The 15,700-nt window shown below is 71.1% G+C and carries 8 protein-coding genes; 2 read left to right on the top strand and 6 right to left on the bottom strand.

The features are described from left to right. Positions 1–19: 19 nt before the first annotated feature. The 6 genes from C6C15_RS02285 to recQ form a co-directional block, all read right to left on the bottom strand. Positions 20–5,938 (bottom strand): Ig-like domain-containing protein, encoded by a 5,919-nt coding sequence (locus C6C15_RS02285; protein WP_105949194.1) that lies wholly within the window; start codon positions 5,936–5,938, stop codon positions 20–22. Continuing rightward, entirely contained in the window at positions 5,938–7,071 is a 1,134-nt protein-coding gene (locus C6C15_RS02280) for a serine/threonine-protein kinase (RefSeq protein ID WP_167627851.1), read from the bottom strand. The genes C6C15_RS02285 and C6C15_RS02280 overlap by 1 nt, the downstream gene beginning before the upstream one ends. 129 nt (positions 7,072–7,200) lie before the next feature. After that, the gene (locus C6C15_RS02275) at positions 7,201–7,770 is read right to left on the bottom strand and encodes a DNA-3-methyladenine glycosylase I (RefSeq protein WP_060922374.1); all 570 of its coding nucleotides are present in this window, start codon (positions 7,768–7,770) and stop codon (positions 7,201–7,203) included. A gap of 612 nt (positions 7,771–8,382) precedes the next feature. Further along, complete coding sequence (locus C6C15_RS02270; protein ID WP_105949193.1) at positions 8,383–9,429, bottom strand: NAD(P)-dependent alcohol dehydrogenase; 1,047 nt, start codon at positions 9,427–9,429, stop codon at positions 8,383–8,385. A gap of 98 nt (positions 9,430–9,527) precedes the next feature. Next, positions 9,528–11,591 carry an acyl-CoA dehydrogenase family protein gene (locus C6C15_RS02265; protein ID WP_105949192.1) on the bottom strand — a complete coding sequence of 688 codons (2,064 nt, stop codon included), beginning with the start codon at positions 11,589–11,591 and terminating at the stop codon, positions 9,528–9,530. 245 nt (positions 11,592–11,836) lie between these two features. After that, on the bottom strand, positions 11,837–13,864 hold the full coding sequence (gene recQ / locus C6C15_RS02260; RefSeq protein ID WP_186326334.1) for a DNA helicase RecQ: 2,028 nt from the start codon (positions 13,862–13,864) through the stop codon (positions 11,837–11,839). A 105-nt stretch (positions 13,865–13,969) separates the two neighbouring features. Here recQ and C6C15_RS02255 point away from each other — a divergent pair, with 105 nt between their 5' ends. Together C6C15_RS02255 and C6C15_RS02250 are read left to right on the top strand one after the other, a co-directional pair. Further along, positions 13,970–14,338, top strand: a complete 369-nt coding sequence (locus C6C15_RS02255; protein ID WP_105949191.1) for a GNAT family N-acetyltransferase — start codon at positions 13,970–13,972, stop codon at positions 14,336–14,338. After that, on the top strand, positions 14,335–15,252 hold the full coding sequence (locus tag C6C15_RS02250) for a pirin family protein (RefSeq protein ID WP_105949190.1): 918 nt from the start codon (positions 14,335–14,337) through the stop codon (positions 15,250–15,252). Before C6C15_RS02255 ends, C6C15_RS02250 begins: the two co-directional genes overlap by 4 nt. The last annotated feature ends 448 nt before the right edge of the window (positions 15,253–15,700 follow it).

The following is a 15,700-nucleotide window of genomic DNA, read 5'->3' as shown; positions in this document are numbered from 1 at the left end:
GTGTCGGTGTGCTCGGCGGTCAGGGGCACAGGCCCGTGATGCGATGCGTGATGGGGGTCAGGGTGGCGAAGGCTCCGGTCCACGTGATCTTCGCGTCGAAGGTGCCGGGGGTGTCGACCAGGGGCGTCACCTCGAGGATGTACGAGCCGCGTGCCGCGGCGGACACCGTCACGACATCGCCCTCGACGACGGGCATGCAGGGCTGGAACACGGCGTTGACGACGGTCGGTGCGGTCGTCGCGGTGATGTTCACCTCTCCGGAGCACGAGCCGGTCTGCGTGGCATGGCAGGCGCGGGCGCGGACCTGCCCCGGGGACGAGTCCGGGGTGAGGGCGAAGTCGCCGACCCACTGCCCGTACATGTAGTACTGCGGCACGAAGCCGTTCTCGACGTCGATGCGCGGCGCCGACGCCAGGCCGTAGTCATAGCGGTTCCCGTCGCGTCGGGGGTCCTTCGCGACCGTGTAGGTGGTGTCACCGCCGGGGCCGTCGACGAACGTGAACGTGAAGACGGTTGTCGTGGACGACTCGGCCACGCCGTAGCCGTTCGATGCGCACGCCTTGACGTAGTACAGCTGGTACGGCCGCAGCCCCTGCAGAGAGGGGGACTCGGACCGCACCTCGCCGCCGGAGACCGACAGCGTGCCGTCTCCGTTCGCCGTGCAGCTGACGCTGCCCGATCGCCACGCGACATAGGTGACCTGGACGCCCCTGGTGCTGCCGTTCGCCTGTGCCGCGATGCCGGAGACGTTCACCGCCGTGTTCGAGACCGCCGTCGCCTGCGTCGTCGCCGGGTCGAAGTACACGGAGCCGGCGACGGTCACGGATGTACGGAACCCGCCGCCTTCGTTGCCGCCGCCGGTGGGCGGCTGGAACTGGCTGATCGGGACGATCGTGAGCGTCTGCGCCCCCGGCGACAGCGAGATATCGGCCGTGGTGGTCGCCCCCGTGCGATTGATGACCTCGCCCGTCTCCTCGATCCGGAAGGAGACAGCATCGTCGGCGGCATCGATCGATACCCGCACCGCCCCGCGCCCGCGGTCGGAGACCCCCGGTCGATACTCCGGGGTGGCCGTCGCGTTCGCCACGACCGGGGCGGCGTAGGCCCAGCTCGTGTGCGGCGAGGTGGACGCCGAGGTGCCGACGGCGTTGACCGCTGCCGCTGTGAAGGTGTGCGGCGCGCCGTTGGTCAGGCCGTTCACCGTGCAGCGGTACACAGCACCGGCCGGACTGCAGGAGGCATTGGCCGCTGCCCCGTCCTGGAGGATGGTCACGCCCGACACCGCGGGGTGGGCGCGGCGCGCCTCGCCGAGCGGCACCTCCAGCACGACGGTCGAGCGGGTGAAACCCACGGTGGTCACGCTCGCCGGCGCCTGCGGGAATCCCTGCAGGTCGAGCGTGAGGGTGCCCGTGCCGGTTCGTCCCTGCGCGTCGGCCACGACGAACGAGACCACGCACTGCCCGCCCGGCGCCTGCCCGCCACCGGGCCAGCTCGCGGTGATCGTCTTGGAGCCCGCCGTCGAGAACGAGGCGACGTCGCAGCGCGATCCCGCCCCGAGCGACATCAGGCGCAGCCCGGATCCCGGCTTGCCGGCGAAGGGATCGTACTCGCCCGCCACATCGACGACGTCGATCGAGCAGCGGGCGCTGGTGACGACGCACTGCTTCGTGAAGGTCGCTCCCCGCGGGGCGTCCGGTGGGGCCGCGCCCACGACCAGACGCACGGAGGCTGAGGGCTGTCCGTACTGCGGCACCGTCACGCTGACGTTCTCGGTGTTGCCCGGTCGCGCGTCGGCGCGCGCCTCGATCGTCAGCTTCGCCCCGCTCTGCGTGACCACGAACGCCGAACCCGAGTACACGATCCGGTACTCGAGGGAGCCCGCGTTGCCCTCGCGCCCGCCTTCCCACGCGGCCATGTTGGCGTAGAGGTCGACGCTCTCCGTGGCTCCCGGCGCGATCGTGTGCGAGATCGAGGAGAGCAGCAGCTGCGGTTCGGACGGACGGATGCTGACCGGGACGTCGATGTAGGACCAGCGCTTCTGTCCGTCCAGACGCACCGGGATCAAGCAGGTGTCCGACCACGGCGCCTCACGACCGGCACGGTACTCCGCCTTGCGGGGGCCATCGGCCGCGCACGACGCCGCAGCCCGTTGCGCGGTGAACGCTCCGGAGCCGATCTCCACGGCATCCGATGACGGCAGATCGAGGTAGTCCGGCACCGCGAAGCTGACGGCCGCGTCCTCATCGACGACGACCGGCGTCGCGCCGGGGACGAGCTGGACCTGCATGTCGTCGAACGCCGGGATCCGCAGGAAGCCGTAGGCGGTCACGTCCCGTCCGCCGGCGGCGTTTCCGGTGAGCTGGAAGGGCACCAGTGCGCCCTCCTTCGGAGCGGGGCCGATGATCCGGTTCCCCTTCACCGTGTACCCGGCCTGATCGCCCCACAGGCTCAGACGGAGCGACGAGACGTCGCCGGACGGCCAGCGCACCCGGTCCGTGACGACGTCGAGGCCACCGTCCACGAGGTCGTCCCGGTCGCGCGCCGTGAGCACCGTGTCCGTCACGACCGGCTGATCGGCGACCGTGCCCTCGGTCACGGTCAGCACGATGAGGCCCTGCGCCGTGCTCCCGGTCCGCGTCGACTTCACGGTGTAGAAGTAGGAGTTCGTCCCCGCCGTCTCCCCGGCGCGCAGCACGACGCGCCCGTCCTTCAGGGAGGTGTCGGAATCGATCAGTGCATTCAGCCGCTCGTACAACGGGTTCCCCTTGACGGGAGGCGCGTTCGGGACGAGCGCGGTGATCTCGAGCTCGCTCTGCGCCGGGTCGAGGTCGTTGGACCGGGGGTCCAGCACGACCGGTGTGCGGGACCCGGCCTCGACCCGGACGTAGTCGCTGAACGTCACCGGAGCGGCGTCCTCGACATCCGCGTCCAGGACGCCGATGCGGACCGCGCCGCTGCCTTCCTCACCCTGCGGGTCGCGCACGGTGTACCGGAACGACACCTGTCCGCCGTCCACTCCCCCGGCCGGGGCCCGGTACACGATCGCCTCGCCGCTGGCCGAGATGGTCGCCGTGCCCCCGCCCTTCTTCGGCTGGTCGACACCGGACAGCACCACCCGGTCCCCGTCTCCGTCCATCCCGGTCGTGGGTACCGGAATCGTCACGGTCTGCCCGCTGAGGACGCGACCGGTGAGAGCGATCGGCGTGGGAGCGCGGTTCGTCCCGGGCGGCACGACGGTGACCGTCACGACGCCGTCGTCGGAGAGGGAGGGGTTCCGTTCGAGCGAGACCGAGTACGTCAGCCGATAGGTGCCTGGCGTCTTCGGCGCCAGGTAGCGCAGCGCGTTGCGGTCGGCGAAGACGAGTTCGTCCGGTTCGCCCGACCCCGTCACCTCCGGGAGCACCAGGAGCGGCTCCCCGCGGGGGGCGACGTCATTGGCGGCGACCTCGATACGCGTGAGCGAGCCCGCCCGCACCGTCACCGCGTCCGGGAAGACGATCGGGCGGGTGACGGTGGACGGCGGGGTGAGGAACACGCTCACCGTGCCCCGGACGGCCCCGCCCGCGCCATCCGCGACCGTGACGGTGGCCTTGCCGATCAGGCCGGGCTCGCCGTCCTCCGTCGTCCCGTTCACCCGCAGGCTCTCGTTCCCGACCACGCGCACGTTGAGCTGCGGGGTGGAGCTCACGGCGTCGGACAGCAGCAGCACCCGTCCGCTGGTGTTCTGCACCGCGCGGAGCACATCGACGGTCGTGTCCTCGCCCTCGCGGACGAACGCCGTCAACGGCGCCATCGCGAGCGCTGCGGAGCCGTCGACCGCCGTGACGCGGATGACCGCCGACTGCTCCGCCTGGGTCGTGGCGTCCTGCGCGGTGTACGTGACCACGTACTGGCCCGGCTCCGCCGCGGTCAACTCCACGGTTCCCGCGGCCGCGTTGGGGGTGACCTCGAAGCCCTGCGCAGTCGCGGCGGTCTGGACGGCGTCGACGAGGCGATACGACCCGGAGCCCCCGGACAGATGGTCGGAGATGCGGATGGACTGCCGCTCGCCCACGCGCGCGGTCACCGCGACGGCCGATGCCTGGAGGGCAGGGCTGCCGCTGACCTGGACTTCGAGGGTCTTCTCTGCGGTCGCACCGTGCACGTCCTGCACCACCACCGTGACCGGGATCACGGCATCCGCGGCGTTCGGGTCGGTGTGCCGGATGGCGACGCGGCCGTCGTCCGTCGGCGCCACCATCACCGGTGCCGAGGGATCCGTCTCGTAGGCGTCGCTCAGGATGAAGGCATCACCCTCGGGGTCGACCCAGCCGGAGAGCGCTGAGACGATCGTGCTGCCGCCGGCGAGGATCTGCGGCGTCGGCCACTCCTGCTTGCAGGCGTCGACGCCGCACCAGACCGGAGCGGAGTTGACTCCTGGATCGACGACCGTCAGCGTCACGGTCGCCGGCGGCGAGACGGCCGCGCCGTCCGACACGGCGTACGTGAAGCTCGCCTGGCCCGAGCCCGCCTTCACATCGACGACCAGCGACTGGCCGTCCGCCACGAGCGCCAATTCCCCGAATGCCGGATCGCTCAGGCCTGCCGCGACGGACTCGGGATCGATCGTGAGGACGTCCTTCTTGTTCGGGTCGTGATCGTTCAGGAGGACCGGCAGGAGGACCTGCTCCCCCGCACGCACACCGAACGCGTCGTCGACGGCCACCGGCGGAAGCTGCTCCGCCACGTCCTCGACGACGATCGTGCCCTCCTGCTGCTCCGTGTCGTCCTCGATCTTCCACTGCTCGAGCGGGATCAGCACGCCGTCCGGCGCCGTCCAGATGAGGCCCGTCCCGGTCTCGACCAGCACCGCGCGATCGCCGTTGCCCTGGAAGACCGGGTCGATGGCTGCCGCGTCGAGCGTCTCGTCCGGGACCTGCAGCGGAGTGGTCTCCCCCGCGCTCCACAGGGTTCCGCCGCCGCTGTCGAGCCACGCCGCGTAGGTCTCCCCCCGGACCGTGACCGGTGCGGCGGGGACGCCGGAGGCCTCCGCCACCCGGTCGGCCTCTCCGGACGCGAGGTCGACGGAGACGAGGCCGTCCGAGTCCGCGACGAGCACCGCGTCGCCCTCGGCGGCTCCACGCTGCAGGCGTGCGTCCTCGGCGACGTCGAGCGTGACCGCCGCATCGCGACCGGAGAGCCACAGCTCGCCGGAGGTCGGCTGCAGCATCGCCCAGCGTTCCCCGACGACCGCGATCGCCAGGCCCTCCCCGGCTTCCGGCGCATCGGCCACGGGTGACTCATCCCCCAGGAACCGGTGCTCGTCGATGTCGAAGCGGCGCACGGCCCCCTCGTCCGCCGAGTAGAGGACGAGCAGGCCATCCGGCGACAGCCCGATGGCATCGGCGGTGTACGTCGGCGGGTCCTCCCCCTCCTCGACCTCGACCTCGGCGAAGGGGTCGACGAGGGCCGTGCCCGCCCCCGGTGCGAGGGTCGACACCGACACCTGCCCGGTGTCGGTGCGGTAGGCCACGTAGACCCCGGCGGAGAGGACGTCGCGGGTCCCGGCGGGGGTCGGCTGCGAAGCGAGCGGGGTCCCCTCTTCAGAGCTGTCGGAGAGCAGATCGGCGGGGCTGGCCGGATCGACGTCCCACCGCTGCCGGTTCCCCTGTGCGTAGAGCACAGTGCTGGAGCCGCTCTGCCAGACCGCCTCAGGGTCATCGACATCGCGGACGGTGTCGATCTCGGCGAGCTCGGTGTTGACGCGCGCATACTGTCCGCTGTCGCGCATGACCCAGACCGCCGGTTCGAGACGCGGCACCTCCTGCGACTGATACCCCTGTGCCGTCACCGCGAGCGCCACGACGACCACGAGCGCGATGATCCCCGAGATCAGCGCGATCAGCTTGCCCCTGGGCGGGGTCGCCGCCTCGGCGGCGGTGCGGTTGCCTGCCGCCATCAGAGGATCCCCGTGAGGAACAGGACCGCGGTTCCGAGACCCGCGATGACGGCGGCGCCGATCACGGCGCCGACGATACCGACGACCAGGGGGGACCGGCTTCGGCCTCGGGTGCTCGCGGGGATGTCGTCCCGCTCACGGGGTGCGGCCTGCGGACGGGCGGCGCGCGCTGCCCTCCGCGAGTCGGGCGCGACCGTCGTGATGACCGGCCCGCGGACGCTCGTATCCGAGAAGTTCACCGGCGCCGCCGCGGCCCACTCCGCCGACGCCGCCTCGAAGGCCGTCGGCGAGATGCCGAGCTCGTACTGCGCCCAGCGCAGCTTCTCCGCGAACTCCGCCATGCTCGCCGGCCGCTTCGCCGGGTCGCGGTGCATGGCGCTCGCGAAGATGTCGTCGATGATCGGCGGGATGCCGGGGACCGGCACCGCCGTGTACCGCGCCTTGATGATGCGGTCCGTGAGCTGATCGCGGGAGTTCGAGCCGCGGTCGCCGCGTTCGAACGGACTGCGGCCGGCGAGCAGCGTGTACAGCGTCGCGCCGAGGCTCCACACCTCGCTGGGGATGGATCCGGACACGCGCTCCTGCAGCACCTCGGGGGAGCTCCAGGGCACGGACATCGCGATGGTCTCGCCCTCGCCCTCCTCGATGACGGCAGCGGCGATGCCGAAGTCGGCCAGCACGGGCGCGCCGAGCGAGTTGATGAGCACGTTCGAGGGCTTGATGTCGCGGTGCAGCAGACCGGCCCGGTGCACGGTCTCCAGAGCGCCGGCCATGCGGACGCCGATGTCGAGCACCTCCGCGAGTGGAAGCGGGGCCTTCTTGTAGCGCGCGCTCATCGTGTCGGGGCAGTACTCCATCGCGAAGTACGGCCGCCCGTCCGCCGAGATGGACGCCTGGTAGATGGTGACGATCGAGGGGTGGGCACTCAGCCGCGCCGAGATGTCGGCTTCCACGTTGAAGGTCTGCAGCACCTCGGGGTTCACGGCATCCGCGAGCAGGACCTTGACGGCGACGACGCGGCGCGGCATGTCCTGTTCGTAGAGGAACACATCGGCGAATCCACCGGACCCGAGCGGACGCACATAGCTGTACCCCGCCAGCGTCGGCGGTGTCGCTGCCATGCGCGTTGCCACACCTGCTCCTCACGGTCTGATGGGAGACCGCGCGCCTGCAGCCGCCCGGCGTCGTGCGCCGGGGGATCCCCCGATGTGCCGAGTATATCGGGCGAGGGAGTGTGGCCCCGCTCTCTTCTCGTCGGACCGTCAAGCCTTCCAGCACCCCTCGATGTGGTCGTCCACCATGCCCGCCGACTGCATGAGTGCGTACATCGTCGTCGGCCCGACGAAGCGGAAGCCTCGCCGCCGCAGTTCCTTGCTCAACGCGGTCGACTCCGGAGTGACGGCGGGGACGTCGGCGAACTCCCGTGGCCGTGCTCCGGTCGCCGGCGGGGCGAACGACCACATCAGCGCATCGAGCTCCCCGTCGGCCATCGACTCCACGATCCGGGCGTTGCCGATCGTCGCGAGGATCTTGGCGCGGTTGCGGATGATGCCGGTGTCGGCCATCAGCCGTTCCACGTCCGCCTCGTCGAACGCCGACACCGCCGCGGGCTCGAAGCCCGCGAACACCTCCCGGAACCGCGGGCGCTTGCGCAGGATCGTGATCCACGAGAGTCCCGCCTGGAACCCCTCCAGCGCCATCTTCTCGAACAGCGCACGGTCCCCGTGCAGCGGCGTCCCCCACTCCTCGTCGTGGTACCGCCGGTATTCTGCGTCGTCGCCGACCCACGCGCAGCGCGCACGGGAGTCGGGCCCCAGGAGGAGGGAGGTCATCCCCTCACCGTATCCGCCCCCACCGACGCCCCACCCGTCCCCCGTCCCTCGTCCCCCCGTCCTCGGTGCGAGTTCACTTCCGCCCCTCCCCCCGCCTCCCCAGGCCCGTTCTTCATCCCGCCCCGATACACACCTCCAACGGGGGATCGAAAAGGGCCCTTCGACACAAATCCGCGGCACCTTTTCGATCCCGCACCCGCACCTCCGACGCGAGATCAAAACAGACCCTCCGACACGGAACTCCGGCACCTTTCCCATCCCGCACCGACCGCGGAGGCAGCCGACCGCCGTGGCACGGTGCACCCGGTTCCGCGCCCGCAGCTCGTCCTCCGCGCGCGCCCACCCAAGGCCAGCGCGGGATCAGAACCGCACCGACGCGGCCCTCGCCCGGAGACTTTTCCGTCCCGCCCCAGGGGCTCCACGGTCACGGGACGGAAATCGCTCCCAACGCGGGCACCGGAGGTGCGCTTTTGCTCCCGCACCGGACGGGAGCGGGACGGAAGCGGGACGGGAGCGGGACGGGAGCGGGACGGAGATCGCGCCTCGCGAGGGTGAAGGGGGTGCGCTTTTGATCCCGTACCGGATAGGACGAGGGACCGGGACGGGAGGGGGTCAGTCGGCGAAGGTGGCGGCGTCGATGACGAAGCGGTAGCGGACGTCGGACGCGAGGACGCGCTCGTACGCCTCATTGATGGCCGAGGCGGGGATGACCTCGATCTGCGCCGTGATGCCGTGCTCCGCGCAGAAGTCGAGCATCTCCTGGGTCTCCCGGATGCCGCCGATGTTCGAGCCGGCGATGGAGCGTCGTCCGGCGATCAGCGACCCCGCGTTCAGGGCGAGGGCCTCCGCCGGAGCACCGACGCACACGATGGTGCCGTCCACGTCGAGCAGCCCGAGGTAGGAGCGGAGGTCGATGACGGCGCTCACGGTGTTGAGGATCACATCGAAGGAGCCGCGCAGCTCGCGGAAGGTCTCCCGGTCGCCCGTCGCGAAGTAGTGGTCGGCGCCGAGCCGGAGACCGTCGTCCTGCTTCGCGAGCGTCTGCGACAGCACGGTCACCTCGGCGCCCAGGGCGTGCGCGATCTGCACGCCCATGTGGCCGAGCCCGCCGAGTCCGACCACCGCGACGCGCATGCCGGGGCCGACCTTCCAGTGCCGCAGCGGCGAGTACGTGGTGATGCCCGCGCACAGCAGGGGAGCCGCCGCGTCCAGGGGCAGAGCGTCCGGGATCCGCAGCACGAAGTCCTCGGTGACGACGACCTGCTGGGAGTAGCCGCCCTGGGTGATCGTCCCGTCGCGGTCGACCGCCCCGTAGGTGCCGACGGCGCCCTGCGTGCAGAACTGCTCGTCGCCGCGGAGGCAGTACACGCACTCCCGGCACGAGTTCACGAGGCAGCCGACGCCGACGCGGTCGCCGAGTGCGTGCTTCGTGACCTCGGTCCCCACCGCGGCGACCGTTCCGGTGATCTCGTGTCCCGGGGCGAGCGGGTACTGCTGCGGGCCCCAGTCGCCGCGGACGGTGTGGATGTCGGAGTGGCAGATGCCGGCGAAGGCGATGTCGATGAGGATGTCGTGCGGGCCCAGCTCCCGGCGCTCGATGACGGTCTTCTCGAGCGGGGCGGCTTCGGCGGGGGCGGCGTAGGCGGTGACGGTCGACATGATGCTCCTCGGGTCGGTACTCGCCGAGACTATCCGCCGGCGTCGATGAATCCGCTGTCCGGAGGGCCCGGGCCGTCGGTACGGCCCGGGCCGACCGCTCAGCGCTTCTGCCGCTTGAGGGTCTTCTCCAGGACGGGAGCCTGACCGGTGGCCTCGAGGTCGGCGTAGTACGCACGGGCCTCGTCCTGCCGCTGCTTCTCCGCGCCGCTCGCGATGGGCGCCCGCACGTGCTCGGGCTCGTAGCCGAACGCGTCCACGAGGTCGAGCGCGTACGGACGCAGTCGCGCGCACAGCCGATCGATGTAGCTCGACACCGCCGCCGCCCGCTGGGTGGAGAGCCGCCCGTGGATGAGGTGCCAGGCGAGGTGCTTCTCGATGAGCTGCAGTCCGAAGAGGTCGCGCAGCCAGGTCATGACCTTCTTCGTCTCGGCGTCGTCCATCGCGTGGACGGCGTCGGTGAAGGCCTCCCACTGCAGGAGCTCGGCGTGCGCCCTGGCCGCCTCGATGAGCTCGGCCTGGTTCTCGTTGAACAGCCGCGCCCCGAGCACCTTGTCCTTGCCGGCGGCGCGCAGCCGGGTCGCGATGTCGGCGACCATCTGCTGCACACGCCCTGCGAGGAGGTCGTGCTGCTGCTCCTCGCGCAGCCCGCGCTCCACCGACCGGGCGACCTGACCGAAGTCGGTCACCGCCTGACCGAGCTGACGGAGGCCGGCGCCGTGGAACACCTTGCCGGCGGTCATCCCCACGGCGTAGCGCGCGAGCGCCGCGGCGTCCTTGCCCTGGAACTGCTTCGCGTAGTCGGTCAGCAGCCGCTTGCCGACGAGCTGGAGCAGGACGTTGTTGTCGCCCTCGAACGTGACGTAGATGTCGAGATCGGCGCGGAGCCCGACGAGCCGGTTCTCGAACATGAAGCCGGCGCCGCCGCACGCCTCGCGGGCCTCCTGGAGCGTGTCGAGCGCATGCCAGGTCGACAGCGGCTTGAGCGCCGCCGCGAGCGTCTCCAGATCCTCGCGGTCGTCCGGGGTGTCGGAGCGGCCGGAGAAGACCCCGTCGAACTTCTGCAGGAACTCGTCGTGCGCGAAGATCTGCGCGTACGTGGTGGCCAGGCGCGGGAGCAGCCGGCGCTGGTGCTTGCCGTAGTCCATGAGCACGACCTCCTGCCCGTCCGCACCGTCGAACTGGCGACGCTGCGTGGCGTAGGTGATCGCGATGTGCAGACCGAGCGCGGAGGCCCAGGAGGCGGCGCCGTCGAGCGAGACGCGTCCCTGCACGAGGGTGCCGAGCATCGTGAAGAAGCGGCGGCCGGGGCTGTCGATCGCGCTGGAGTAGGTGCCGTCCGGGGCGACGTCCCCGTAGCGGTTCAGCAGGTTCGTGCGCGGGATGCGCACCTGGTCGAAGGAGAGGCGGCCGTTGTCGATGCCGTTCAGTCCGCCCTTGAGCCCGTCGTCCTCGCGACCGATGCCGGGCAGATCCACGCCGTCCTCACCGCGCAGGGGCACGTAGAAGCAGTGCACGCCGTGGTTGACGCCGTTGGTGATGAGCTGCGCGAACACCGTCGCCGCGATGCCGTGCAGCGCCGCGTTGCCGAGGTACTCCTTCACAGCTCCTCGGAACGGCGTGTGGATAACGAACTCCTCCGTCTCCGGGTCGTAGGTGGCGGTGGTGCCGACCGCGGCGACGTCGGAGCCGTGCCCGATCTCGGTCATCGCGAACGCGCCGGGGATCGACAGATCCATGACACCGGGGAGCCACTTGTCGTGGTGCTCCTTCGTGCCGAGCTGCAGGATCGCGGAGCCGAAGAGGCCCCACTGCACGCCCGACTTGATCTGCAGGCTCGGGTCGGCGGCGACGAGCTCCTCGAACCCGGCGATGTTGCCGCCGTTGTTCTCCTCGCCGCCGAAGCGCTTCGGGAACGCCCGGTGCACGGCCTTGTTGTCGACGAGGAGGTGGAGCTGGCTGAGCACGCGCTCGCGGTGGTCGTCCTTGCCGAGCTCGTCCTTCCGCCAGAACGCGGAGTCCTTGATCATCTCGCGGGCCTGGCGGCGCACGTCGCCCCAGGTGCCCATGAGGGCGTCGTTCAGGCGGGCGACATCGATCCGCGGGGCGGTCGCGCTCTCGCGCGGGTCAGGTGTCGTCGAAGGGCGGACGGCGGCGTCGACCATGAGCGTTCCTCTCAGAGAGACGAAGGTGGATGCCTCTCATGGTAGGTGTGCGACAAAACCGCACGAAGTCCCCTGTCCGCATCCTCCAACGCCTGACCGCCCCGTGCGCGCCCGCCCTTGTCGGCTCGCGACAGGTTCCGCGTTCGTAGCTCCGTCGACCCACCCCGTTCCGTGCGTCCCGGCCCCCTGCGAGCGTCCGCAAAGGGGTGGCTCGCGCGGAAGGGGGTGGGCCGGCGCAGGAGGAGTCAGGAGGCGGCGATGACGGCGAGCACGCCGTCGCCATAGGCCTCGCGCTTCTTCGCACCGATGCCGGTGATGCCATCGAGGTCGGCGTGCGACGTGGGCCGATGCTCCGCGAGCGCACGGAGCGTGGCATCGCCGAAGACGATGTACGCCGGGACGCTCTGTTCCCTGGCGGTCTCGGCGCGCCAGGCCCGCAGCGCCTCGAACAGCTCCCGGTCTCCGGCGTCGAGGGCGTCGGCGGCACTCGCCTTCCGGGCGCGGGACGGCGACGACGGGCGTCCGATCGTGTCTTTCCGAAGCGGTACCGCGGTCTCGCCGCGCAGCACCCCGGCCGCGGCCTCTCCGGGTGCGAGCGTGCCGTAGTCGCCCTGCGCGACGAGGATGCCCCGGGCGAGGAGCTGGCGCACCACGCTCCGCCAGTCCTGGTCGGAGAGGTCGGCGCCGATGCCGTAGGTCGCGAGGGCGTCGTGCCGCTGCTGGCGGATGCGCTCGGTCGAGGCCCCGCGGAGGATGTCGATGAGGTGGCCGGCACCGAAGGCCTGATTCCGCTCCCGCTTGAGCCGCACGATCGTGGACAGCAGCTTCTGTGCGGGGACGAGCCCGTCGAAGGTCGCCGTGTCGTCGAGGCACGTGTCGCAGTTGCCGCAGGGCTGCGACTCCTGACCGAAGTACCCGAGGAGGTTCTGCCGGCGGCACTCCACCGTCTCGCACAGCGCGAGCATCGCATCGAGGTGCTGCCCCATGCGCATCTTGAACGTGCGGTCGCCGGGACTCTGATCGATCAGCCGGCGCTGCTGCACGACGTCGCCGAGCCCGTACGCCATCCACGCCACGGACGGCTCGCCGTCGCGACCGGCGCGGCCGGTCTCCTGGTAGTACCCCTCGACCGACTTCGGCAGATCGATGTGGGCGACGAAGCGCACGTCGGGCTTGTCGATCCCCATGCCGAACGCGATGGTCGCCACCATCACCACGCCGTCTTCACGGAGGAAGCGTGACTGGTTCGCCGCCCGCACCTCGGCGGGCAGACCGGCGTGGTACGGCAGCGCGTCGAGACCCTGCGCGGCGAGATAGGTCGCCGTCTGCTCGACCGACTTGCGGCTGAGCGCGTAGACGATGCCCGCCGCCCCCTCGGGCTGCGACCGGATGAACTGCACGAGCTGCTTGCGGGGATCGACCTTCGGGACGATGCGGTACTGGATGTTGGGGCGGTCGAAGCTCGCCACGAAGTGCTTCGCCGCGTCGAGGTGCAGGCGCTCGGTGAGCTCCTTGTGCGTGGCCCGCGTCGCGGTGGCGGTCAGGGCCATCCGCGGGACGCCGGGGAACCGCTCGCCCAGGTCGCCGAGCGCGAGGTAGTCGGGCCGGAAGTCATGACCCCACTGCGACACGCAGTGGGCCTCGTCGATAGCGATGACACTGAGCGTGCCGCGCTGCAGGAGGGAGGTAGTCTGCGCGCTCGACAGTCGCTCCGGGGCGACGTAGATGAGGTCGAGCTCTCCGGCGACATAGGCGCGCTCGACCTCGCGGCGCTCCTCGATCGACTGGGTGGAGTTGAGGTACGCGGCCTTCACCCCGTTGGCGCGCAGCGCATCGACCTGGTCGTGCATGAGCGCGATGAGCGGGCTGATGACCAGTCCGGTGCCTTCGCGCACGAGAGCCGGCACCTGGTACGTGATGCTCTTGCCGCCGCCGGTGGGCATCAGGACGACGGCGTCGCCGCCGCCGATGACCTGCTCGACGATGGCCGCCTGGTCGCCGCGGAAGTCGTCGTAGCCGAACACCGTGTGCAGTGCCTCGCGGGCCGTCGCATACCGGCTGGGCGTGGCGCGGCGGACGGCCGGCGCGGTGGTCACCGCGGTCGTCGGACCCGGACCCCAGTCGAGGGGCGGCTCGAAGCCCGCGCCCTGCGGTTCCCAGTCCATCGGCTCCGGCGGCTCGGTCGGCTCCCACCCGTCGTCCCAGGGCTGGTCGGATGCCGCGTCCGGCTCGGGGATCCATCCGTCGTACGGATCGCGGGGAGTCTGCGGCATCCCTCCAGCGTAATCACCCCGACGGACAGCGGCACGGCGACGTCCACAGGCCCGCACCCTCGATCCCGGGCGTAGGTTGGTTCCAGACGCCGGAAGGAGCATCCGATGACCGACATCACCGTGACCCGCAACGACGAGGCCTCCCGCTACGAGATCCGTTCCGATGACGTGCTGGCCGGGTTCGCCGAGTTCGACACCCGCCCCGGCGTGATCCGGTTCCTGCACACCGAGATCGACCCCGCGTTCCAGGGCCAGGGCCTGGCGGGAAAGCTCGCCGCGGCGGCACTGACCGACGTCGCGTCGACGGGCGACGCGATCGTGCCGCTCTGCCCGTACATCGCGAAGTACCTCAAGACGCACGAGGTGCCCGGCGCCGAGATCCGCTGGCCGCAGCGCCCGGGCTCGACGGCGGACGCCCCGGTGCAGGAGGAGTCGGCCGGCGCGGATGAGGACCCCACGGGCAGGGCGGAATGATCGGGCAACGCCGCCTCGTCCTCGAGCCCCGGGCGGTGCCGCTCGGGGGCGTGCGCGGCATGGAGGTGCTGCGGGTGCTGCCGCATCGCAACCTCCCCACCATCGGCGCGTGGTGCTTCCTCGACCGGTTCGGCCCGGCCGAGACCCGGATGCGCGTCGAGCCGCACCCGCACATCGGTCTGCAGACGGTGACGTGGCCACTGGTCGGCGAGATCCGGCACCGCGATTCGCTGGGCAGCGACGCCGACCTCCGGCGCGGTCAGCTCAACCTCATGACCGCCGGCAACGGCATCTCGCACTCGGAGTACTCCGTGGGCGAGGGCCCCGTCCCGCTGGACGCGCTGCAGTTCTGGGTCGTTCTCCCCGAGTCCGCGCGCCACGGCGACGGCGGCTTCGAGCGGCACACCGACCTGCCGACGACGACCCTTTCGGCCGCGACCGGATCGGACGCCACGGCCACAGTCGTGCTCGGCGAGTTCGCGGGCGTGCACTCGCCGGCGACCGTGCACACGCCGATCGTCGGGGCGGAGATCGTCGTGCCGGCCGGAACCACGGTGCGCCTGCCGCTGCGGCCCGAGTGGGAGCACGCGCTGCTCCTCGTCGAGGGCGACGCCGCCGTCCCCGAGCACGCGATGACCCGCAACGACATGCTCTACCTCGGCGATTCCCGCGACGGCGTCGAGGTGACCAGCAGCGAGGGCGGGTTGCTGTTCCTGCTCGGGGGTGAGCCGTTCGAAGACGAGATCGTCATGTGGTGGAACTTCGCCGGGCGCTCCCACGACGAGATCGCCGCCGCCCGCGAGGACTGGGAGGCCGCATCCCCCCGGTTCGGCGTCGTCGAGGGGCACGACCAGCGCATCCCCGCGCCGCCACTCCCCCCGGTGCGCCTGATGCCACGCAGCCGCACCCTCTGACCCCCGCACAGGCACTCCTGCACAGGCACTCCTGCACAGGCACTCCCGCTGATCCAGGCACCCCCGCTGATTCAGGCACTCATGACTCTCCCTGCCTGCTCTCACGCCACTGCCTGCACTCACGCGCAACCTCGCTGACGCGCCCGAACAGGCACCCACGCCAGTCCAGGCACTCCCGCCAGAACAGGCACTCCCTCCCTTCCCTGCCTGCTCTCACGCCACTGCCTGCCCTCGCGCGCGACCTCGCTGACGCGCCCGAACAGGCACCCACGCGAGTTCAGGCACCCACGCGAGTTCAGGCACTCCTGGGTCTCCCTGCCTGTTCTCGCGCCACTGCCTGCCAACGCGCTGGAGTCCCCTGACTCGACCGCACCGACCCTCCCCGCTCTTCAGGCACTCGCGCCGGCTCAGGCTCGATGGGCTTTCACCGGCCTGAACCCGCGCGATC

The sequence above is a fragment of the Microbacterium sp. str. 'China' genome (assembly GCF_002993305.1).
In the GTDB taxonomy this organism is placed as follows: domain Bacteria; phylum Actinomycetota; class Actinomycetes; order Actinomycetales; family Microbacteriaceae; genus Microbacterium; species Microbacterium paraoxydans.
Note: the sequence above shows the minus strand (reverse complement) of the source record. Positions and strands in the feature narration are given on the sequence as shown.